The organism is Klebsiella sp. 10-1 (assembly GCF_009758445.1).
GTDB classification, from domain to species: Bacteria; Pseudomonadota; Gammaproteobacteria; order Enterobacterales; family Enterobacteriaceae; genus Klebsiella; species Klebsiella scottii.
Window position 1 is genome coordinate 321,279 of record NZ_WQRE01000001.1, and the last position, 22,062, is coordinate 343,340.

Here is a 22,062-nt window from a genome sequence, read left to right on the forward strand (position 1 = left end):
AAAAGCAAAGCCCCGAGGCGCGTCGGCATCCCGGGGCTTTTTTATGTCAGCTGGCCGACGATCGGGCGCGGCCCACGCTCCCCCAGACCATCCGGCCCCGGTGGAAGGTTGCGGTGCGCGGCGAAATGCGCGCCACCGCTTCGGCGGAGCAGGAGGCGTCAACCAGCACGAAGCTGGCGTCGTCCTGGACTTTTGGCCACACGCGCTCGCCCTTATCGTTCAGCGGCAGCACGTCGCCGGTGGCAATCGCCAGCGAGCGGGAGAGCGTCTGCTCATTTGGGCGAATGTAGAGCTGGGCGTAGAGATTGGCTTTTTCCAGCATATCGCCGAGGCCGTACGGCGACCAGTGATCGATGACGCTGTCGGTGCCGGTCATCACAAACACGCCTTTCTCACGCAGCTGGCTCAGCGGCATATGCAGGGTGCCGATCGGCACGGTTGAGGCGATGGTTATCCGCGCCGCCGCCATGCGGTCAGCAATCGCATCGACCTGCTGTTCGTTGAGGGTCGCCAGGGCAAAGGCGTGGCTGATGGTCAGCTTGCCTTTCAGCTGCGGGGTTTTCTCCACGGTTTCTACCATGTAGTTTATCGCCGCCACGCCCGCCGGGCTGGTTTCGTGCAGATGAATATCCACCCCTTTGTCATAATCCAGCGCGATCTGGAACATGGTATCGAGTGACTTCTCCATCGCGCCGTCAACGTTGGTCGGATCGAGCCCGCCGACATAGTGCGCCCCGGCCTGCATCGCTTCGCGTACCAGCGACTCGGAGTGCGACAGCAGCAGGCCGTGCTGCGGGAAGGCGACGATTTCACATTCGAATCCCGGACTGCGCCGCGCCAGCACCGCCTGCAGGTTTTCGAGGTTTTTTAGCCCCGAAGTCGGTTCGATATTGCAGTGGCTGCGGGCGACGGTGGAGCCTTTGGACTGGATCAGATCGATCAGCTTCTCCGCGTGCTGCTGGGTATAGGGCTGCAGCTCCGGCAGGAGCTTCTGCTCAAGCTTAATCATATCCTGAATCGTGGTGCCCGCCGGGCGGTTCAGGGAGCGCCACGGGCCGCCGTAAAAGGTTTTATCGAGGTGGATATGCATGTCGCGCATCGCCGGGAGCATCAGCATTCCCGCCGCGTCATAGCGGGGAAGGGTGGCATCGGGATGGCTTTTATTGGGCCGCAGGGCCGCTATCTTCCCGTCGCGAATCTCCAGGGTCTGCAGTTCGGTGCGGGTATGGACCACCGCTCCGTTTTCATAGCCGAAGCCGCTCTCCAGCAGCACGTTATCGAGGTAATAGTGTTTATCGCTGAGGCTCATGGTCCCCTGAGGATCGCTGCAGGCGGCCGCTGCGCTGCTGTCCGCGTAGGCGGACGGCGCCGCGGCGCCGAGCAGGGCCGCGGCGGCGGCTATTTTTCCACTGCGGGTGATAAATTCCCGGCGGCTATTGTCTTTGTTCATCTTTCTTCCTTTAGTCATGCACAGTTAGTCATGCACAATGTGGGTGCCCGTTTCCCCGCGCAGCGCGGCGGGCAGGCGCTCCGGGGTGGTAATAATGACCCGGCTGCCGCCGTGGGCTAAAAATGCCAGGCTGGCGACGATTTTCGGCAGCATGCTGCCCGCCGGAAAGTGGCCCTCCTGCATATAGCGGGTCATCTCTCCGACCGTCACCGTTCCCAGCGCCTGCTGGTTGGCTTTGCCAAAATGAATGCACACCTTTTCAACGCCGGTGGTAATAACCAGCACGTCGGCGTGGATCTCACGCGCCAGCAGCGCGGTGGAAAGGTCTTTATCGATGACCGCATCCACGCTCTGATAATCGCCCTGTTCGCCGCGCACCACGGGAATGCCGCCGCCGCCGGCGCCAATCACCAGGAAGCCCTGGCGGGTGAGGGTTTGAATGGCCTCGGCCTCGACGATGCGCTTTGGCTCCGGCGAGGCTACCACCCGGCGATAGCCGCGTCCGGCATCTTCGACGAAGCGCCAGTCGGGATGAGCCCGCTGCAGCTCGTCGCGCTGGGCTGCGCTAAAAAATGCGCCAATCGGCTTGGTGGGATGAGCAAACCCCGGATCGTTTTTATCCACCTCAACCTGGGTGACGATCGTGACCGCCTTTTGCTCGCCGCGATGGGCCAGGCGATTATTGAGCGCCTGCTGGATCAGATAGCCGATGCCGCCCTGGGTATCGGCGACGCAGTTGGCCAGCGGCGTTAGCGGCAGGCCTTCGCGCTCGTGGGCGATTTCGGCGCGACGTAAATCCAGCCCGACCTGCGGCCCGTTGCCGTGGGTGAGCACGATGTTATAGTCCGATGCCAGCATCTCCAGCACCGTATCCGCCACGGCTTTCACGGCTTCGGCCTGATGCTCAATCGACTGGCTGGCGTTATCTTTTATGATGCTGTTGCCGCCAATGGCAACGACCACGAGTTCTTTCATTGTCCAGATTCCGCTACAGAGGGTAAGAGAGCTATTGCTGTTCACCGTTGCCCGGACGCGGCGCCTGCGCCGCTCCCGGACAACTCTTTGCTACGCGAGGTAGCGCTCGCTCCAGCGCAAAATCGCCTTTTCAAAGCAGGCGAACGGCGGGTGGACAATGCCGGCGCCGATCATGCCGATCCCGGCATCTTTATGCGCGATGGCGGTATTGATCACCGGTAGAATGCCGCTGCTGCCGACGCGGGTGATATCGATAGCGGTCGGGATGCCCATAAAGCCGAGCAGCGGAATGGTGACGTTGGGGTTTTCACCGAGGGTGATTTCGCGCATCTGGCGTGAAAAATCGATAGCCTCCTCAACCGTGCCGCCAACCAGCGCGACGATAGCGGGGGCCGTCGCCATCGCAAAACCGCCGATGCCGTAGGTTTCGGTAATCGCGCTATCGCCGATATCCAGCCCGGAGTCTTCCGGTTTATAGCCGGCAAACATCGGGCCGATAACCTGCTGGGCCGGGCCGGTAAACCACTCTCCCGGCAGGCCGCTGACGCGCAGGCCGAACTCGACGCCGTTGCGCGCCATGGTGGTGACCACGGTGCTGTACTCAATGCCGTGGGCCGCATCCATCGCCGCTTTACACATCGCCATCCACGTCGGGCCGGAGAAGTAGTCGCTGCTGGCGACAAACTCGAAGACTTCGCGCTGCTGCTCGACGGAATAGCCGGCCTGAATAATGCCCGGCGTCAGCGCCTGGATCAGCAGGGTGGTGCCCGCATTGTTGCGGTTGTGGCACTCGTCGCCCATATGCAGAGCCTGAGCCAGCATCAGGCGCAGATCGATTTCGCCAACGATCTTCATTGCGTCCCGCAGCATCGGCCCCTGAACGTCGCGCATCCAGTTGAGGCGATCGATCACGCTCTGGTCGTTGGCCCCCATGCGCAGGATCTTCGCCATCTGCTCGCTCATGTTGGTAAACGCCACGTTGCCGTAGGTTTTATTCTCGACAATATGCATAAACATTGAGGCCGAGGTGACGCCCGCCATTGAGCCGACGCAGTCGTGCTCGTGGCACGGCGAGAAGATGATCTCCCCGGAAGCCGCCAGCTCTGCGGCCTCATCCAGATCCTGTGCCAGGCCTTCAAACACCAGCGCCCCGGTCACCGCGCCCTTCATTGCGCCGCACATCTGCTCCCACTGCACCGGCGGCCCGGCGTGGAGGATGGTTTTGGCGGTCATGCCGGGAACCACGTTAATGGCCTGGTCGAAGCCGGTCAGCACCGGGTGCGACTGAATAATGCGCTCCAGCGCCTGCTGGTTGGCGGCGGCGATTTTGTCGGCCAGCGCGGAGTCGGCGATGGCGTCCAGCGCCTGTACTATCCGCATATTTCCCTGGCCCGGCGGCGTCCAGTCGAGCTGAGTAACGGCGGCGTGCTGCTTTTTCAGATCGTCGCTGAACAGGGCGATCCCAACGTTAATCACGTTCAGCGGCTGGTTGAATAGTGGCTGGCTCATCAGGCTTTCTCTCCTTTGCAGATAAACTCGCGCGCCAGCAGGCCGGTATGGCTGCTGCTGCTGGTCAGAATGACGCCCGCATCGCTAAGCATGCGGCGCTGTTGCTCCAGGGAAGGGGCGTCGAGGTCGGTGCCCAGCACGTAGCCGAGGATCGCCAGTGGGCGCCCGTCGGCGGCGGCAATAGCCTGCGCCTGCTTAATCGCCTCCAGCATCGCGCCGGCCGGGTCTTCATGGGAGCCGAAGCCGAGCACGAAATCCATGACGATGACGCCGACCTGCGGATCGCGGGCCTCCTGCAATAGCCGCTGGATGCGGTTGGTCGGGTCGATCATCGGGTGCGGCTTGCCGTTGGTGAAGTCGTCGTCGCCAAAATCGAGGAAGGTATGCTTAATGCTGCGGTTGATATCCGTCAGGCGCAGGGCCGGATCGGGCTGGATATTGCTGTAGACCTCGGCCTCTTTTTCCAGCAGCGCGAACATCGTTTCATCGCACAGGGTGCCGCCGCAGAACAGGCCGCGAATATACTTCTGCTGCGGAGTCAGGCGCCCGCGAACCTCGGCAATCAGCGCCCGATCGGCAGCCTGGCGATCGTCGTCTGCGGGCGTAATGCCGCAGAGCGCGACCGCTTTCAGCGCCGCTTCGTAGGTGCCGCGGGCAAACTGCAGGCCGCTCTCATCCGCAGGCGTTTCGGCGCGACCGAGGAAGCAGGCCACCACCGGCTTGCGGCAGGCGCGGGCGCGCTCAACGACCTTCCGCGCCACCGCCGGAGCCGGGGGTTTGGAGATCAGGACGATGATTTCGGTCTGCGGATCGTTTTCCAGCATCCCGATGGCGTCCAGCATCATCAGGCCGCCGATTTTTTCGCTCAGATCGCGGCCGCCGGTGCCGATAAGCTGCGACACGCCGCCGCCGAAATCGTGGATCCTGACGCTCAGCTCCTGGCTGCCGGTGCCGGAAGCGCCGATAATCCCGATATTGCCGCGGCGCACCGCGTTGCCAAAGCACAGGGCGGTGCCGTTAATAATGGCGGTGCCGCAGTCCGGCCCCATCATCAGCAGACCTTTTTCATGGGCCAGCTGCTTAAGCGCCAGCTCCTCTTCTACCGTGACGTTATCGGAGAACAGCATAACGTTAAGGTCGTTTTGCAGCGCCTGGCGGGCTTCCCGGGCGGCGAACAGGCCGTTGACCGAAATCACCGCGAGATTGCTCTCGGGAAGATGCTTTTTGGCGCTGGCAAGCGTGGCATAACGGGCTTCATGCTGGCCGCTCTGCGCCTTGTTGTGGAACAGCTCTTCGATGGCCGCCAGGGTTTGTTCGTTGTCCGCGCCGTCGCGACCCTTAATGACGATCATCAGGTCGCCGTTTTTCGCTGCCGCCAGCTCCGGCGTCAGCAGCCCGAGATTTTTCAGCACCCCTTTGTTCATTTCCGTGGCCATCGCCACAAACGCCTGCTCGACGCCGTCGAGCTTATTAGCCCGCGTCGAAATCGACATCAGCGAAACGGAATCAAAATAGGTATTTGGCTTAACGATTATTTTAACTGACATCATTTCCTCCATACGCCTGGCTCAGGGCGCAGGCGTCCGCCATGCCGTACAGCATGTCGCAGCCGGAACTTGAGCCAATATTTTTAATATCGCCAATAGCGTCGACAGAAAAAGATTCTGGTTCATTCAGTAAATAATGAATAAAGCGCGCAATACTTTCTCTGTAACGCTGGTTTAATGCAGCCTCTAAGGTTATGGCGCTGAGCGTCGTGGTATTATTCCCGGTGCGCTGGAGGGCCAATAAAAAATCTTCCCGGTATTTTTCTGCCGGGTGTCCTGGGAGCAATAAAATAGTGCTCATGCCAACCAGGTAATCATCCGCCGAGGGCGTCAGGCCAATACCCAACCCCAGCATCGAGGATACCGCAGGCGTAATTTCTTCTCCCTGCTGCAGGGCCGCTAGTAAAATGCGGCGGCGTTGCCGTAATTGCCGGCTAATTTCCTGATGAAAAGGATTATTGCCGCGATAGAGAAATAAAGTTTCATCTTCGCGCAGCTGCTGGCGGAGCGTTTGGCTCCAGCGCCGCCACGGAATATGCCGCAGGCGGTCGACGCTCAGCGTCGGTTTGGCCATTTGCCAGCGCCGGCATAGCGATGTCTCTATCCATCCGCTATCGCCGAACGCGATGCCTGAATCAAGAAAGCGAACCGGCTGGCCGGGCCGCAACAGATTGTCAAAGTGTGTGAGTGCCAACCTACAGCTGTTGGGCGCGTTATCGTAATCCGCGCAAAGCAGCGTCAGCATCCGCTGCGGACCCGGAACAAACAGATTTACCGCCCGGGAAAAGAGCTGTTCAACCCGCCCGCTGCCGCGCTGTGCGAGAAACCGTTCGTCCGCAGTTAGCGCTTGCACACACCGCCGTCCGGAGGTGTCGATAGCGGTTCTCCTCGGCTAGGCGCCCGCGGCAATCAGCAGCCGGGCTATTTCGCTAAAGCCTTTATCCCGCGCCAGCTCCAGCGGAGTTCGGCCATATTTATCGGTCATATGCGGGCTGGCGCCGTGCTCCAGCAGCAGCGCAACGATCGCCTGCTGCGTGTCGCCGCCGTCGTTGAGCACGATGGCTTCCAGCAGCGGCGTCCAGCCGACAAAGTTGGTGTGATTAACGTTAATCGCGGTGTGCGTCAGCAGCTCTTTGACGATCGCCAGATGGCCTTTTTCACAGGCTGGGGTCAGGCCGACTCCGCCGAAACGAGTTAAACAATTCAGGTCCGGAGCGGCGGGAAGAATTAAACGCAGCAACGTTAAATCATTATTCAGGCAGCTTAGCAGGAAGGGGTTAAAACAGGTCTGGTCCTGTTTATTAATATCGATTCCCGCATCGATAAGCTGCGCCACGCAGTCATAGTGTTGATGGAGGCTGGCAAGGACAATTGCCGTCTGGCCGAGGCGGTTAGTGCTGTTAATATTAACGCCCTGGAGCAGGCACTGTTTTAATTGTGCGAGGTTTCCTTGCTCCGCCGCTAACAGGTATTCAGTGATGAGATTTTCCCTGGACATAAACCGGCTCCGGATAAATTTGCGCTGATGCTTTTGGTCGATGGGCTGAGAATAGCAATGAAAAAATGATAAAAGAACCCGCTTAAAATTTATTCGCCGGAAAGCGGCCGATTGTTGAATGTTATTTAATAATGGATGCAGACTGTGCGGTGGCGCACCCTTTGCTGGTTTCTCCGTATTCCCCTTAATGCAATCGGGTTTTATTTATATATAGTTGCCGAACGTAATAACGACTCCTGGAAACGGTTAACCGGAGGAGGACAAGATGAACGGACTCACGGCTACGGGGATTACTGTCGGAATTAGCGCCGGCGTCTGGCAGCTGATCTCCTCGCAGGTTGGGCTTGAGCACGGCTGGGAATTATTAGGTACGATTGGCTTCGTCGCCTTCTGCAGTTTTTACGCCGCGGGCGGGGGAAAAGAGGGGTTTATCAAAAGCCTGTTTGTTAACTATTCCGGGGCGGTGTGGGCGTTTCTTGCGGCGCTGGCCTCGGGATGGGTCGCCGCGCTGAGCGGCATATCGGGCTTCTGGGCCAGCGTCATCGTCACGGTGCCGTTCTCGGCCGTGATTGTCTGGCAGGGACGGTTTGCTCTGACTTCGTTTATCCCCGGCGGCTTTCTCGGCATGACGCTATTCTTCGCCTCCGGGCTGAACTGGCCGGTGACGCTGCTGGGCTTCTTTGCCGGCAACTGCGTCGGCCTTATTTCCGAGTATACCGGCCGTCGGCTGAGCGAAGCGACGTCGAAACCCGAGGCCTGAAACGACGCCGCTGGCCGAAGGAACCGGGAGCTCCTTCGGCCAGGCTGTCAGCATGGCGTTAAAAGTTATTCAAAAATGGTTGCCCAATCATCAGCGCAGCAAATACATTCAGCGTGAGGATCTAACGGATGGCCGGTTGACGAGAGCAGGAGCGGGCGCATGAACTCAATTTTTACCGAAGAGAATCTTCTGGCGTTTACCACGGCGGCGCGCTTTGGCAGCTTTAGCAAGGCGGCGGATGAGCTGGGGCTCACGACCTCCGCCATCAGCTATACCATTAAGCGGATGGAGACCGGGCTGGACGTGGTGCTGTTTACCCGCAATACCCGCAGCATTGAGCTCACCGAATCCGGCTACTACCTTTTTCGCAAAGCCACCGACCTGCTGAATGATTTCCACGCCATCAAGCGCAGCATCGATACCATCGCCCAGGGCATCGAGGCGCGGGTGCGGATCTGCATTAATCAGCTGCTGTATACGCCGCGCCACACCGCGCGCCTGCTGCAGGTGCTTAAAAAACAGTTTCCCACCTGCCAGATAACCGTCACCACCCAGGTTTATAACGGCGTCTGGGACGCCATTATTAATAATCAGGCCAACATTGCCATCGGCGCCCCGGATACGTTGCTTGACGGCGGCGGCATTGATTACACCGAAATCGGCGCGATTCGCTGGGTATTCGCCATTGCCCCGGATCACCCGCTGGCGTTTATGCCGGAGCCTATCTCCGAAAGCCAGCTGCGCCTGTATCCGAATATCATGGTGGAAGACACCGCGAATACGATTAATAAAAAGGTCGGCTGGCTGCTGCATGGTCAGGAGGCGATCCTGGTGCCGGATTTTAATACCAAGTGCCAGTGCCAGATCCTCGGCGAGGGAATTGGCTTTCTGCCGGATTATATGGTCCATGAAGCGATGGACGAGCGGCTGCTGGTGACGCGCCAGATCCACAACCCGCGCCAGGATTCGGGAATGCTCCTCGCCACCCAGCACGCGGCGACCGGGCAGGTGACCCAGTGGATTAAAAAGGAGTTTCGTCCGGGCGGCCAGTTGACCGCTATTTATCAGGATTTACTCCATCGGGGGAAATAACGGGAACGGACCCGGCCACTTTATGTGATATAACAGCGGGTATAAAAACATAAGGTGTTAATTAAATGAGAAAATTAAAGCTAATTGTTGGCGGCTTGATCTGTGCTGGTTGTTTATTAACGCCGGTATTATCGCTGGCAAATTATAAAATAAATACCCAGCCGATTCATTTCGCTAAAGGCACCAGCGGCGCCACGCTCCATAATGCGGTGAGCGGGGCCGATGTGAAAGACTATACGCTGGTGGCTAAAGCGGGCCAGACGATGCGCGTCAGTATGAAAAGCAGCGCCCACCATCCCTATTTCAACGTCATTAACCCGGCTAATGAAACGGTTTTTAATGGCTCCATGCGTGAAGGCGATTTCGAGCAGCGCCTGGCGACCGGCGGGAAATATACCGTTCGCGTGTACCAAATGGGCGGCGCGCGCGATGAGGGTAAAACCAGCCCCTATAAGCTGACGCTTAAAATTATCCACTAGCCTGCCGGCAAACCGCCTGCGGGCGGCTATTTAGTGCGCTTATAGCCCGCCGGCGGGAGTACCCTGCGCCCACCGCGATCGCCAGTGTGCGATATACTTCCTCGCAATCTCCGGCCGGTTACGAATAACCACTACGTTTTCGCTATTCATCGTTTCCGCCGAAGGGGCGTAGTTAAATGACCCGGTTTCCACCGTTGCGCCATCGGCGATAATCGTCTTGTCGTGCTGAATGTGATAGTGGCCATCGACGCGGAGCGGCACGCCATGTTGCACCATATATTGCATCATGAGCCGGCTGGCTTTCGCGCGGTTGCGCTTTTTATCCACCACGATCCGCACGTCAACGCCGCGATCCCTGGCGGCCACCAGCGCACGGGCAATATCCGGAGCCTGAAAGGCGTAGGCGATCATGCGGATCGAGATGTGGGCCTGATTAATCGTTTGTAGAACCAGCTGCCGGGCCGATCCCTCCGGTGAAAAGCCCACCTCGACATCAGGCGCGGCCTGGGCGAAAGCGGACAGCGATAGCGCCGTTGCGAATATCAGCGGCTGATAGATTGAGGAGCGCAGCATAACTGTCCTGTCGAGATCGGGAGAACCGGAAGGGCGCAGTCTACGCTCCCGGCGGCGCATCGTTCCAGTGTCTATCCATGATAAAGCATGTCCATCCATGAATGATTCCCCAATGAAACCATCTCCTGCTGAATGCCAGTCCCGCCCTATCGGCTCGTGAGCAAACTGCTGGCCGCCTCTCATTTTTCGCTCGTTTATGCAGCAATGTTAGATATCTGTCAAAGTTCTGTTACTACGTGGTTTTAAAATTTTCATTTCAGTTATTTAATTATAAAAGTTTCAAATAAGTTGTTAATGAAACAAACTGACTGAAATGTGATGACCGCAAGCGTAGATGATTAATGAACTGCTGTTTTAATAATTCATTATAAATCAACTGATTTTAGCGGTTTTTAGCGAAGGGTGAGCCGACGGCGCTGGCAGAGACGCGTGCTCTGGCCGAAGGACAGGCAGGTGTTTGCCCCGTTATTTATGAAATGAATTTTTCATTTATCTCAATAAACTGGCGTATCAACGACGCTCAAGGATCAACTGTGAATATCAAGAAAACGATTGTTGCCTCTTTGTTAGCCTGTATGTTGCCTGCGGTTGTTATGGCAAAAGATATTTCCGTCGGCGTTTCGATGGCGCTTTTTGATGATAACTTTCTGACGATCCTGCGTACCGCAATGCAAAAAGAGATGCAAAAAGATGGCGTCAAGTCGCAGGTTGAAGACGCCAAGGGCGACGTGGCGCAGCAGCTCCAGCAGGTTCAGAACTTCATCGGCCAGGGCGTTGATGCCATCATCGTTGCCCCGGTCGACACCAACGCGGTGAAACCGATTATAGATCAGGCGACCAAAGCCGGTATTCCGCTGGTGTTCGTTAACCGTCGCCCGCAGCTGCCGCTGACGGACAAAATGGCCTACGTCGGCTCGGATTCAGTCCTCGCCGGTCGTCTGCAGATGGAAGCGCTGGCGAAGGCGATGAACGGTAAAGGAAACGTCGCGATTCTGCTGGGCGATCTGGCGAATGAATCGACCCGCGACCGCACCAGGGGCGTGGAAGAGGTGGTGGCAAAATACCCGAATATTAAAATTGTGCAAAAGCAGACCGCCAAATTCATGCGTAATGACGCGGTGGACGTGGTGAGCAACTGGATGACCAGCGGGGAAGATATCCAGGCCATTGCGTCAAACAATGATGAAATGGCTATTGGCGCGCTGCAGGCGCTGGGCAGCAATCCAAACCATATTCTGATCGCCGGCGTTGACGGCACCCCCGACGCGCTGCAGATGCTCAAAAACGGCAAGATGATCGCCACGATTTTCCAGGACGCGAAAGGTCAGGGTGAAGGCGCGGTCAACGCCGCCATCAAGCTGGCTAACGGTGAGAAAGTAGAAAAATTCATCGACGTCCCTTACCAGCTGATTACCAAAGAAAACATGTCTGATTTCGTCAGCCGCAACCAAAAATAACCATTCCAGGCCCAGCGGTACGGAGGTTGATGTATGAACGCTTTTGCCCTAGAAGCCGAAGGTATCAGCAAGTTCTTTCCCGGCGTGAAGGCGCTCGATAATGTCTCATTACGCGTGCGCCCGGGAACGGTGCACGCGCTGATGGGCGAAAATGGGGCCGGTAAATCCACGCTAATGAAATGCCTTATCGGGATTTACCGGCCCGATAAGGGCGCAATAAGAGTCAAAGGCCAGCCGGTTCAGTTTCAGGACACGATGGATGCGCTGCGATCGGGGATCTCGATGATCCACCAGGAGCTTAATCTGGTGCCGCATATGACGGTGGCGGAAAATATCTGGCTGGGCCGCGAGCCGATGAAGTATGGCTTTGTCGATCATCGCCAGCTGATTAGCCAGACCCAGGCGCTGCTGAATAAACTCAATATTCGCCTCGCTGCCGATCGGCTGGTGGGCGATCTTAGCATCGCCGCCCAGCAGATGGTCGAAATTGCCAAAGCGGTCTCGTGGAACGCCGATATCGTCATTATGGATGAGCCGACCTCGGCATTAACCGAAGGGGAGGTCGCGCACCTGTTTACGATTATTCGCGACCTCCGCGCGCAGGGTAAAGCCATCATCTATATCAGCCATAAGATGGATGAGATTTTTGCTATCACCGATGAAGTCAGCGTCTTTCGCGACGGCAGCTGGGTGGACAGTAAACAGACGGCGGAGTACACCCGCCAGTCGTTAATTACCCAGATGGTCGGGCGTGAATTAACCCAGCTGTTCCCAAAATTCAATAATACGATTGGGGAGGATGTCCTGAGCGTGCGGAATCTGTCGCGAAAGGGCTATTTCGATGACATCAGCTTCAGCGTGCGTCGCGGCGAAATCCTCGGCGTTGCCGGGCTGGTCGGGGCCGGACGCAGCGAAGTGATGGAGTGTCTGTTCGGCATGGAGAGCTTTGACGACGGAGAGGTCCTGATTGATGGCGTCCCGGTGAAGATCGATTCTCCTTCCGTGGCCATCGAAAAAGGGATGGCGCTGCTGACCGAGGATCGTAAAAAGTCAGGCCTGTTCCTCGTCCTGTCGGTGCTGGAGAATATGAGCATCGTCAATATGCCGGAATATGTCGGCAAAAGCGGGTTCGTGAAACATATGAAAATGGCGGAAGACTGTATGGCGCAGATCCGCCGCCTGAATATAAAAACTCCGACGATGGATCAAATTATTAATAACCTCAGCGGCGGTAATCAGCAAAAAGTACTGATTGCCCGCTGGCTCTTAGCCCAGCCCAAAATATTAATTCTCGATGAGCCGACCCGCGGTATTGATGTGGGAGCGAAGGCTGAAATTTACCATCTGATTAGCGAACTGGCGAACCGTGGCGTCGCGGTGATTATGGTTTCTTCTGAACTACCGGAAATTCTCGGGATGAGTGACCGCGTGATGGTCATGCACGAAGGGCGTATTACCGGCATCCTTGAAAAAGATGAGGCCGATCAGGAAACCATTTTGTCGCTGGCATCCAATTGAGGCGTAGAGAATGAGCAATATGAAATTGACCGCAGCTCCCGTAAATGAGAAACCCTCTTTCTTTCGTCATCTGCGGCATAAAATGCCGAAAGATACCGGGATATTTATCGTCATGGTGGTGATTGCCCTGACTTTTGAAATTGCCGGCTGGTTCGTTCGCGACCAATCATTTTTAATGAATAGCAACCGCCTGGTGCTGATTGTTTTACAGGTGGCAATTATCGGTATTATCGCCGTTGGGGTGACTCAGGTGATTATTACCACCGGGATTGACCTCTCCTCCGGTTCGGTTATCGCCCTTGCGGCGGTGGTGGCGGCGAGCCTGGCGCAGACCTCGGACAGCCTGACGCCGATGTTTCCGTCGCTGGTCAACCTGCCGGCGGCGATCCCCGTTTTGGCCGGGATCGGCGTCGGCCTGCTCTGCGGATTGACCAACGGTTTTCTGGTGACCCGCACCGGGATCCCGCCGTTTATCGCCACCCTCGGGATGATGGTCTCCGCCCGCGGTCTCGCGCAGTATTACACCCAGGGCAACCCGATTAGCTTCCTGTCCGACAGCTTTACCGCCGTGGGGCAGGGGGCGATGCCGGTCATTATTTTCTTTGTGATCGCCGCGCTGTTCCATGTCGCGCTAAAGCATACCCGCTACGGTAAATACGTCTACGCCATCGGCGGCAACATGACCTCGGCGAAAGTTTCCGGCATCAACGTCAACAAGTATCTGGTTATCGTTTATACCATTGCCGGCGCGCTCTCCGGCCTCGCCGGCGTGGTGCTGGCGGCGCGCGTCAGCAGCGGCCAGTCGAGCATGGGGATGTCCTATGAGCTGGATGCCATTGCCGCCGCGGTGATCGGCGGCAGCAGCCTGATGGGCGGCGTCGGGCGGATTACCGGAACGCTGATAGGGGCGGTGATCCTGGGGCTGATTAAAAGCGGCTTCACCTTCGTCGGGGTGGATGCCTACGTGCAGGATATTATTAAAGGCATCATTATCGTGGCCGCGGTGACCATCGATATGCGCCGCAACCGTAAAAAAAACTAGGTTTTAAAAATGGCCCGCCGCGGGCCATTGGTTTTCATACGCGGGGGGCTACGCCTCGTTTGCCGCCAGCAGCAGGCTGTGCAGCAGGACGTTGGCCCCTTTTTCGGCCCAGGCGGGCAGAATATTTTCGGCCTCATTATGGCTAATCCCCTTCTCGCAGGGGATAAATATCATGCTGGCGGGGGCTACCTTGCTGATATAGCAGGTATCGTGCCCGGCGCCGGAAACCATCCGTTTAGCGCTGTAGCCGAGCGCCTGGGCGGCCCGCTCGCTGCGCGCCAGGCAGTTGGGATCGAAGGCGATGGGCGCGTAGTCAAAAATGCGCTCGACCTCTGCCGTCACGCCGCGCTGGCCCAGCGCCGCGGCGGCGCGGCGCAGCGCGAGCTCCATCGCTTCGAGGGCGTCGCTTTGCGGATGGCGAAACTCGACGCTGCACTCCACGCGGCCGGGCACCACGTTGCGCGAACCCGGCGTCACCTGCACGGTGCCGACCGTCGCGCGGCCGTCTGGCTGGTGGGCAAGACCGATCTCTTCCACCGCCAGCGCCAGCTCGGCAAAAGCGGTTAGCGCATCGCGACGGCTGCCCATCGGCGTGGTGCCGGCGTGCGCGGCGAAACCGGTCAGGCTGACGTTGAACCAGCGCTGGCCCATTGCCGCGTGCACGAGGCCGATATCAATTCCTTCGTCTTCCAGAATCGGCCCCTGTTCGATATGCACCTCGTAGCAGGCGTGCAGGGGAAATGCGGCCGTCGGGTGCTGGCCGCGATAGCCGATAGCCTCCAGCGCCGCGCCGACGCTGACGCCGGTGCGATCTTCGCGGGCAAGGGCCCACTCTTCGCTGAACTGCCCGGCCCACACGCCGGAGGCGAGCATCGCCGGGGCAAAGCGCGCGCCCTCTTCGTTGGTCCAGTTCACCAGCACGATATCGCGCTCGGTTTCGCTGCCGCGTTCGTTAAGCGCCCGCAGCGCCTCCAGCCCCGCCAGTACGCCGTAGATACCGTCATAGCGGCCGCCCAGCGGCTGGGAGTCGACGTGCGAACCGGTCAGCACCGGCGCCAGCGCCGGGTTTTTACCCGCCCGGCGGATAAACATATTGCCCATGCTATCGACCCGGTAGCCAAATCCCGCCTCCTGCGCCCAGTCGCGCAGCAGATCCCGGGCCTGGCGGTCCTCTTCGCTCAGCGTCAGCCGGGTGACGCCGCCGGCGGGCGTCGCGCCGATGGTCGCCATTGCGTTAAGCGTTGCCCACAGGCGCTCGCCGTTGACGGTTATCATGATGGGTCCTTCTTTACGCGATAGCGGAAATCACAGCACGGCGCGCCCTGCATAATGGTCGTCGTGCGGGTCAGCTCAACCTCCGGCGCATAGCCGACGATAAACTTGTCATCGCGGGCGCAGGAGAGCAGGTGGCCAATCTCGCCGAGGCCCATCTGGTGATACATTTCGGCATAGCGGCAGCGGTTAACGTTGTAGTTGTACTGCCGATCGTCGGCATCCAGCACGGTGACCTCCAGCGCGTTGTCCTTTTCCCACAGATACTGCAGGGCGATAAAGCTCTGTATATCCGCGCCGTTGGGCTCTTTGGCGGCGAAGGTTTTCCCCGCCTCAATGGCGGCGTTTTCAATCGCCTCGCCGATGACCGCCTGGGCGCGAGCTTTGCCAATCTCGCGGACCAGGATGTCGTAAATCGGCTTAATAATCTCTGCTTCAATTTTGCGGCGGGCGAGAATGCCCAGCTCATTATTGTCACTCATCACGTTGCCTCACTGCGTTACTTCGTGGCGCCGCCGCCGAGTACGGTTTGCGGCTGCCATTTACCGTCGACGACTTTGTAGACGGTAAAGGTTGGCGACTTCAGGTTGCCCTCTTTATCAAAGGCGATCTGCCCGGTGACGCCTGAGTAGCTGATGGCGCGCAGGGCGGGCAGGTAGACGGCCGGATCGACGGAGTCGGCTTTTTCCATCGCCGCGACCAGCACGCGCGTAGCGTCGTAGGCGAACGGCGCGTGCAGCTCGATATGGGTGTGATAGCGCGACTGATAGGCCTGCTCAAAGGCCTTGCCGCCCGGCATCTGCTCTACCGGCAGCCCCGGCTCCAGCGCCACCACGCCGTTGCCCTCTTTTTGCGCCAACTGCAGGAAGGTCTGGCTGACGAAGCCGCCTGCGCCCATCAGGGTGGCGCTGAGCCCCAGCTGCTTGATGCGGCGCGCCAGCGGTGCGGCCTGGCTGTCGACGCCGCCGAAGAAGATCAGATCGGCGTTTTTGCTGCGAATCGCCGTCAGCACGGCGCTGAAGTCCACCGTTTTGTCATCGACGTACTGGCGATCGACGATATCGATCCCCTGGGCCTTCAGCGACTTAATAAACTCATCCGCCAGGCCCTGGCCGAAGGCGGTGCGATCGTCGATCACCGCAATGCGTTTGGCCTTCAGGGTCTGCACCGCGTACTGGCCGGCAAACTGGCCGCCGTCATCGTCATGGCCCATCACCCGGAAGCTGGTATCGAAGCCCTGTTTGGTATACGCATGACCGGTCGCCACAGGCGCAACCTGGGCGATCCCTGCGTCGTGATAGACCCGCGCCGCCGGAATGCTGGTGCCGGTATTCCAGTGGCCGACCACGCCCGCCACGCCGCTATCCACCAGGCGCTGAGCCACGGCTACCGCGGTGCGCGGGTCAGACTGGTCGTCTTCTGATTGCAGCTTAAAGGTTACCGCCTTGCCGCCGATCGTCGGGTGCTGCTTGTTGATATCGTCAATGGCCAGCCGGGCGCCGTTTTCCAGGTCCTTGCCGATACGCGCGGAAGGGCCGGTTAGCGGGCCGGCAAGGCCGATAGTGACGGTTTCGCCGGCGGCGGACCATGCGGCGGTTGAGGCAAAACCGCTGAGCACAATAGCGGCGCTGAGCGCACTGATTTTTGCTGTTTTCATTGTTTTTCCCTGATGTTGGTTGGTGTGTTAAACGGGCATTTCGCCCAAATAAATCTGTGCAATGCGGTCGTCGGCCAGCAGCGCCTGCGATGCGCCGCGCTCAACGATGCTGCCGCTGTCCATCACCCACGCGCTGTCGGTGGCCTCCAGCGCCAGGCGCGCGTTCTGCTCAATGAGCAGCAGCGCCACGCCGCGCTGGCGCAGGGTGGCAATAACGCGAAAAACATTCTCCACCATCAGCGGCGCCAGCCCCATCGACGGCTCGTCGAGGATCAGCAATCGCGGGCGGCTGAGCAGGGCGCGGTTCAGCGCCAGCAGCTGCTGTTCGCCGCCGGAGAGCAGCCCGGCCAGCTGATGCTGGCGCTCGCCGAGGCGGGGAAACTGGCTGAAGATGTCGTCCATCTCCCGCTTAACCGCCGCGCCGTCGCGGCGCAGCCAGGCGCCCATCTGCAGATTTTCCAGCACCGTCATGCGGGCGAAAATGCCGCGGCCTTCCGGCACCATCACCAGCCCTTCACGCAGCAGCGTTTCGGCCCGGCGTTTGCGTACCGGCCTGCCGTTGAAGAAGATGTCGCCGCTAAACGGCTCCAGGCCGGTAACGGCGCGGACGGTGGAGCTTTTGCCCGCGCCGTTGGCGCCGATAAGCGTCGTCTGCTCGCCCTCCTGGACGCTAAACGACACCTCGCGTACCGCCTGGATGCCGCCGTAGTGCACCCCAAGACCGCTGACGGTTAACAGATCAGACATGCGCATTTCCTCCCAGCCAGGCGGCGATAACCGCCGGGTCGCGACGTACGGTTTCAGGCGTGCCGCTGGCCAGCGTTTTGCCATAGTCCAGCACCATCAGGCGATCGCAGATCCCCATCACCAGCTTGACGTCATGCTCAATCATCAGCAGCGTTTTGCCGTCGTTACGGATGCGCAGCAGCAGCTCGCCAAGCGCCACTTTTTCCGCGGCATTCATCCCGGCGGCCGGCTCATCCAGCGCCAGCAGACGCGGATCGGTAGCCAGCGCGCGGGCAATCTCCAGACGCCGCTGGTGGCCGTAGGCGAGGTCGCAGGCGCGGTAGTGGGCGAACTGCGCGATGCCGGCATACTCCAGCCAGTGCCACGCCAGCTCGCGGGTTTGCGCCTCTTCGGCGCGGGCGCGGCGGTGGCGGCTCAGCGCCGCCCACAGGCCGTTGCGGGTACGTACGTGGCGGCCGACCATCACGTTTTCCAGCACCGACATCTGGTTAAACAGCCGCACGTTCTGGAAGGTGCGGGCGATACCGGCGGCGGTGACTTTCTCAATGTTCTTCGGGAAGTAGGGCTGACCGGCAATGGCGAACTCGCCGCTGTCCGCCGGATAGAGCCCGGTTATCAGGTTAAAGCAGGTAGTTTTACCCGCCCCGTTGGGGCCGATAAGACCGTAGATTTCGCCCTCGTTGATGGTGAGCGAGACGTTATCGACCGCCGTCAGGCCGCCGAAGCGCTTTGACATATGGCTGACGCTTAGCAGGCTCATGCTTTGGCTCCTTTATGTCCGGCGGGCCAGATGCCCTGCGGGCGCAGCAGCATCACCAGCACCAGCGCCAGGCCGTAGAACAGCTGGCGCAGAATTTCCGGGTCAATCAGCACTTCGCCAAACAGCGCCTGCTGCAGCGGGGCGGCCTGGCTGCGCAGCAGCTCGGGCAGGGCGGTCAGCAGCACGGCGCCGAGGATAACGCCTGGGATATGCCCCATTCCGCCGAGCACCACCATCGCCAGGACCGCAATCGACTCCTGCAGGGTGAAGGATTCGGGGGAGACAAAGCCCTGGAATGCGCCGAACAGCGCCCCAGCGACGCCGCCGAACGACGCGCCGATGGCGAACGCCAGCAGCTTATAGTTACGCAGATTAATGCCCATCGCCCGGGCAACGTCCTCATCCTCACGGATGGCGTGCCAGGCGCGGCCGATCCGCGAGTGCTGCAGGCGCAGGCAGACGAAAATAATCGCCACAATCACCAGCATTAGCAGGTAGTACCACAGCCACAGCGCCGGAACCTTAACGCCGAACCAGTGATAGACGCCGCTGAATTTAAGACCAAACAGGCTGAGCGTATCGATGCCGGAAATGCCCTTTGCGCCGTTGGTAATATTCACCGGGCGATCGAGGTTGCGCATCAGAATGCGGATAATCTCGCCAAAACCGAGCGTGACAATGGCCAGGTAGTCGCCGCGCAGCTTGAGGGTCGGCGCCCCCAGCACGATGCCGCAGCCCGCCGCCACCAGCGCGGCGAACGGAATAATCAGCAGCCAGGAGGTGTGCAGGCCGTCCGGGAACCAGGCCAGCAGCTGCGGGAACGCCTCCAGCAGATGCGGGGAGGCCAGCAGCGCCGCCAGGTACGCGCCGACGGCGTAAAAGGCGATAAAGCCCATATCCAGCAGGCCGGTGTAGCCGACCACGATGTTGAGACCCAGCGCCAGCATGATGTACAGCAGGGCGAAGTCGATGACCCGCACCCAGTAGTTGCCGCCGAGCTGGCTGGCGACCATCGGCGCCACCAGCAGCGCGCAGATAAACAGGGTCATGCCGGACCAGAAGCGACGGGAGGCGGCGGGGGCCGCGACGAGTTGTGCCGTTGTCATATTTTTTCCTATGCCCGATGCGCGACGCGCTCGCCGAGTAAACCGGCGGGACGGAACACCAGCACCACAATCAGCACCATAAAGGCGAAAATATCCTGATAGTTGCTGCCGAAGACGCCGTGGGTCAGGTCGCCGAGATAGCCGGCGCCCAGCGATTCGATGATCCCCAGCAGCAGGCCGCCGAGCATCGCGCCGCGAATATTGCCGATGCCACCGAGTACCGCCGCGGTGAAGGCCTTAATGCCGGGGAGAAAACCCATTGAGAAGCTGGCGCTGCCGTAGTTGCTGGCCATCATGACGCCCGCCAGCGCCGCAAAAGCGCCGCCAATCGCGAAGGTGAGGGTGATAATGGCGTTGGGGTTCACCCCCATCAGCGTGGCGATGCGCGGGTTCTCCGCCACCGCGCGCATGCCGCGGCCTAAGCGGGTAAATTCCACCAGCAGCCACAGGCCGAGCATGACCGCAAAAGCCAGCGCAACGGTGACGATGCCGGTCACGGTGACGATCGCCGGCGGATGCGCTTCGCTGCCGTGGGTAATGGCGATCGGCTCCATCGGCAGGATCTGCGGGAACATCTGCGGGTTGCGGGTCCAGATAATCATCGCCGCGGTTTGCAGCAGCACCGATACGCCGATCCCCGAGATCAGCGGCGCCAGGCGCGGAGCGTTGCGCAGGCGGCGGTAGGCAAAGCGCTCAACCGCCATCGCCAGCAGCGCGCATACAGCCATAGCCAGCATCAGCGCCAGGATCAGCTGGGCCAGCGGCGGCAGGTTGGGAAAATGGGCGTTCAGCGCGTTCATTGCCGACAGCGTCGTCAGCGCGCCGATCATCAGAATATCGCCGTGGGCAAAGTTAATGATGCGCAGGATGCCGTACACCATGGTGTAGCCGAGCGCGATAAGGGCATAGATGCTTCCCAGCATGATCCCATTGATGAATTGTTGTATGAGTGTGTCCAACCGAGTTACCCGACAATTTGCTCAAATTACGGCTACCATCCAATAAATGAATTAAATTGTAAAATACGGATATATTCTTTCTTATTATGAACGCGAATTTATCTATATTTATGATATTTAATATAATTAAATACCGTATCGGATCTCATTTAGCGCTAAGAAAATCAATATATGAAAAAAACAGAACAGTCAGCGGAGCGGGAAGTATGGACGGAAAGCGGCCTGGTCAACGATCCGCCGCTGCGGGCAGTGCGCGCATTTGAAGCTATCGCCCGTCTCGGCAGCATCACCCTGGCCGCCCGGGAGCTGGCGATATCGCCGTCGGCGGTCAGTCATCAGCTGAAGGTGCTGGAAGGATACCTGCAGATCCCGCTCACCGAGCGGCAGGGGCGACGGCTGACCCTCAGCCTGCAGGGGCGCGAATACTACCGCTCCATTCGCGCGGCGTTTAACGTTCTGCGCCAGGCCACCGAGCATCTGGTCGATCAGGTCCAGAGCCAGCAGGTGACGATCAGCCTGATCCCGCTGTTTGGCATGGGCTGGTTTATTCCTCGCCTGCCGTCATTTGTCCACGCCAACCCGCAGACCGAAATCAATGTGGTTTACGCCAACCACCGTAACTACCTCAGCGACGCCTCGGATATGTCGATTCGCTTCGGCAACGGGCAGTGGGCGGGATATCAGAGTGAAAAGCTGATTTCCGGCCGAATGGTGGCGGTGTGCAGCCGGGCGTTTATCCGCCTGCACGGGCATATTGATACGCCGGAGCAACTGCTGCAGATGCCGCTGCTTCATGACGAGGAGCGCAGCACCTGGAACCAGTGGTTTGTGCAGCAGGGGGTGAGGCGCCCGCCGCGATCGACGGGGCCGCTGTTCGAGGACGGGCTGTTAACCCTCGCCGGCGTGCAGGCCGGGCTGGGCTGCGCGCTGATGCGCGAACCGCTGATCGCGCCGTACCTCAACAGCGGCGAGCTGGTGAAAATCTTCGACGCGGCGATCGATGACGGCCGGGATTACTATCTGTGCGTGCGCCAGGACAGCGAAATGACGCCTAACGGCAGGCTGCTGCAGAGCTGGCTGCGCAGCGAGGCGCTGGGATAGCCCACTAGTCATCGACCGTTGACGTTTGCGCATACAGGATCACGATGCCCAGCGCGTTGCTGCGTTTTATAATCGTAATCCGGTTGTCACCGGGATAGTAGCCAAAGGGGTAGCAGATGCGGATCTCTTTTTGTAGCTCCGGTTCTTCAACGTACGCCCCGGAGCAGCTGCGCGAGCCGCCGGAGGCATACTGGTAGGGGGCGGTATAGGTTGATACTTCACCGGGCTGCAGCCAGGTCAGGGTGATCAGTATCACATGCTGAATTAACATGGCGAGGGCAAACGTCACCACAAAACTGCCGACTATGGCGTTGAACAGCTGGCGAGGAGGCATATTGCTGACGACGCCCTTACGGATGATTAACCAGATAAACAGGGCCATGATAAGCAGGGCCAGCGCTAAGGCGGCATACAGCATGCCGCGAATCACGACCGGATTGAGAAATGTTTCACGGTCGATTTCAACGCTCCACGCCACGGCAAAAAAAATCACCAGCAGCGTAGAAACGGTGACGGATATTAACCACGGATATGAATATTTCTTCACTGACTAGCCTCCC

The 22,062-nt window shown here is 59.3% G+C and carries 22 protein-coding genes; 7 read left to right on the forward strand and 15 right to left on the reverse strand.

What is annotated here, in order from left to right:
• Positions 1-46 precede the first annotated feature (46 nt).
• The 6 genes from GO007_RS01515 to GO007_RS01540 form a co-directional block, all read right to left on the reverse strand.
• Positions 47-1,450 carry an amidohydrolase family protein gene (locus GO007_RS01515; RefSeq protein ID WP_095094703.1) on the reverse strand — a complete coding sequence of 468 codons (1,404 nt, stop codon included), beginning with the start codon at positions 1,448-1,450 and terminating at the stop codon, positions 47-49.
• A 24-nt stretch (positions 1,451-1,474) separates the two neighbouring features.
• The gene (locus GO007_RS01520) at positions 1,475-2,425 is read right to left on the reverse strand and encodes a carbamate kinase family protein (protein ID WP_095094705.1); all 951 of its coding nucleotides are present in this window, start codon (positions 2,423-2,425) and stop codon (positions 1,475-1,477) included.
• A gap of 90 nt (positions 2,426-2,515) precedes the next feature.
• A complete protein-coding gene (locus GO007_RS01525) occupies positions 2,516-3,934 on the reverse strand; it encodes a YlbE family protein (protein WP_095094707.1) in 1,419 nt (472 codons plus the stop codon).
• Positions 3,934-5,481, reverse strand: coding sequence for an acyl-CoA synthetase FdrA (gene fdrA, locus GO007_RS01530; protein ID WP_095094709.1), 1,548 nt, complete (start codon positions 5,479-5,481; stop codon positions 3,934-3,936). The genes GO007_RS01525 and fdrA overlap by 1 nt, the downstream gene beginning before the upstream one ends.
• Positions 5,471-6,334: an oxamate carbamoyltransferase subunit AllH family protein gene (locus GO007_RS01535; protein ID WP_095094711.1), complete on the reverse strand. Its 864-nt coding sequence runs from the start codon at positions 6,332-6,334 to the stop codon at positions 5,471-5,473. Before GO007_RS01535 ends, fdrA begins: the two co-directional genes overlap by 11 nt.
• Before the next feature lie 39 nt (positions 6,335-6,373).
• Positions 6,374-6,979 carry an ankyrin repeat domain-containing protein gene (locus tag GO007_RS01540; protein WP_095094713.1) on the reverse strand — a complete coding sequence of 202 codons (606 nt, stop codon included), beginning with the start codon at positions 6,977-6,979 and terminating at the stop codon, positions 6,374-6,376.
• 265 nt (positions 6,980-7,244) lie between these two features.
• On the opposite strand from GO007_RS01540, the gene GO007_RS01545 reads away from it, so the two are divergent.
• From GO007_RS01545 to GO007_RS01555, 3 genes are all read left to right on the forward strand, one after another.
• Positions 7,245-7,739, forward strand: a complete 495-nt coding sequence (locus tag GO007_RS01545; RefSeq protein ID WP_095094715.1) for a DUF1097 domain-containing protein — start codon at positions 7,245-7,247, stop codon at positions 7,737-7,739.
• Between the two features lie 159 nt (positions 7,740-7,898).
• Positions 7,899-8,831, forward strand: a complete 933-nt coding sequence (locus GO007_RS01550) for a LysR substrate-binding domain-containing protein (protein WP_095094717.1) — start codon at positions 7,899-7,901, stop codon at positions 8,829-8,831.
• 65 nt (positions 8,832-8,896) lie between these two features.
• Positions 8,897-9,310, forward strand: a complete 414-nt coding sequence (locus GO007_RS01555) for a DNA breaking-rejoining protein (RefSeq protein WP_095094719.1) — start codon at positions 8,897-8,899, stop codon at positions 9,308-9,310.
• A gap of 39 nt (positions 9,311-9,349) precedes the next feature.
• Here GO007_RS01555 and GO007_RS01560 read toward each other — a convergent pair whose 3' ends face one another.
• The gene (locus tag GO007_RS01560) at positions 9,350-9,883 is read right to left on the reverse strand and encodes a phospholipase D family nuclease (RefSeq protein ID WP_095094721.1); all 534 of its coding nucleotides are present in this window, start codon (positions 9,881-9,883) and stop codon (positions 9,350-9,352) included.
• Between the two features lie 533 nt (positions 9,884-10,416).
• Here GO007_RS01560 and GO007_RS01565 point away from each other — a divergent pair.
• The 3 genes from GO007_RS01565 to GO007_RS01575 are packed head-to-tail and all read left to right on the forward strand — an operon-like array spanning position 10,417 to position 13,900.
• Positions 10,417-11,340: a sugar ABC transporter substrate-binding protein gene (locus tag GO007_RS01565; protein ID WP_095097958.1), complete on the forward strand. Its 924-nt coding sequence runs from the start codon at positions 10,417-10,419 to the stop codon at positions 11,338-11,340.
• A 33-nt stretch (positions 11,341-11,373) separates the two neighbouring features.
• Positions 11,374-12,858 carry a sugar ABC transporter ATP-binding protein gene (locus GO007_RS01570; protein WP_095094723.1) on the forward strand — a complete coding sequence of 495 codons (1,485 nt, stop codon included), beginning with the start codon at positions 11,374-11,376 and terminating at the stop codon, positions 12,856-12,858.
• 19 nt (positions 12,859-12,877) lie between these two features.
• Positions 12,878-13,900: an ABC transporter permease gene (locus GO007_RS01575; protein WP_189339832.1), complete on the forward strand. Its 1,023-nt coding sequence runs from the start codon at positions 12,878-12,880 to the stop codon at positions 13,898-13,900.
• 48 nt (positions 13,901-13,948) lie between these two features.
• Here the strand turns inward: GO007_RS01575 and GO007_RS01580 are convergent, their stop codons facing one another.
• The 7 genes from GO007_RS01580 to GO007_RS01610 are packed head-to-tail and all read right to left on the reverse strand — an operon-like array spanning position 13,949 to position 20,365.
• Complete coding sequence (locus GO007_RS01580; RefSeq protein ID WP_095094727.1) at positions 13,949-15,175, reverse strand: Zn-dependent hydrolase; 1,227 nt, start codon at positions 15,173-15,175, stop codon at positions 13,949-13,951.
• On the reverse strand, positions 15,172-15,654 hold the full coding sequence (locus GO007_RS01585) for an L-2-amino-thiazoline-4-carboxylic acid hydrolase (RefSeq protein ID WP_095094729.1): 483 nt from the start codon (positions 15,652-15,654) through the stop codon (positions 15,172-15,174). The genes GO007_RS01580 and GO007_RS01585 overlap by 4 nt, the downstream gene beginning before the upstream one ends.
• Before the next feature lie 17 nt (positions 15,655-15,671).
• Positions 15,672-16,829 carry a branched-chain amino acid ABC transporter substrate-binding protein gene (locus tag GO007_RS01590; RefSeq protein ID WP_095094731.1) on the reverse strand — a complete coding sequence of 386 codons (1,158 nt, stop codon included), beginning with the start codon at positions 16,827-16,829 and terminating at the stop codon, positions 15,672-15,674.
• 27 nt (positions 16,830-16,856) lie between these two features.
• On the reverse strand, positions 16,857-17,576 hold the full coding sequence (locus tag GO007_RS01595; protein ID WP_095094733.1) for an ABC transporter ATP-binding protein: 720 nt from the start codon (positions 17,574-17,576) through the stop codon (positions 16,857-16,859).
• The gene (locus tag GO007_RS01600) at positions 17,569-18,336 is read right to left on the reverse strand and encodes an ABC transporter ATP-binding protein (RefSeq protein ID WP_095094735.1); all 768 of its coding nucleotides are present in this window, start codon (positions 18,334-18,336) and stop codon (positions 17,569-17,571) included. Before GO007_RS01600 ends, GO007_RS01595 begins: the two co-directional genes overlap by 8 nt.
• On the reverse strand, positions 18,333-19,442 hold the full coding sequence (locus tag GO007_RS01605; RefSeq protein WP_095094737.1) for a branched-chain amino acid ABC transporter permease: 1,110 nt from the start codon (positions 19,440-19,442) through the stop codon (positions 18,333-18,335). Before GO007_RS01605 ends, GO007_RS01600 begins: the two co-directional genes overlap by 4 nt.
• Before the next feature lie 8 nt (positions 19,443-19,450).
• On the reverse strand, positions 19,451-20,365 hold the full coding sequence (locus tag GO007_RS01610) for a branched-chain amino acid ABC transporter permease (protein ID WP_223261742.1): 915 nt from the start codon (positions 20,363-20,365) through the stop codon (positions 19,451-19,453).
• Positions 20,366-20,572: 207 nt separating this feature from the next.
• Here GO007_RS01610 and GO007_RS01615 point away from each other — a divergent pair, with 207 nt between their 5' ends.
• The gene (locus GO007_RS01615; protein WP_095094741.1) at positions 20,573-21,502 is read left to right on the forward strand and encodes a LysR substrate-binding domain-containing protein; all 930 of its coding nucleotides are present in this window, start codon (positions 20,573-20,575) and stop codon (positions 21,500-21,502) included.
• A gap of 4 nt (positions 21,503-21,506) precedes the next feature.
• Here the strand turns inward: GO007_RS01615 and GO007_RS01620 are convergent, their stop codons facing one another.
• Positions 21,507-22,049, reverse strand: coding sequence for a hypothetical protein (locus tag GO007_RS01620; RefSeq protein ID WP_095094743.1), 543 nt, complete (start codon positions 22,047-22,049; stop codon positions 21,507-21,509).
• Between the last annotated feature and the right edge of the window lie 13 nt (positions 22,050-22,062).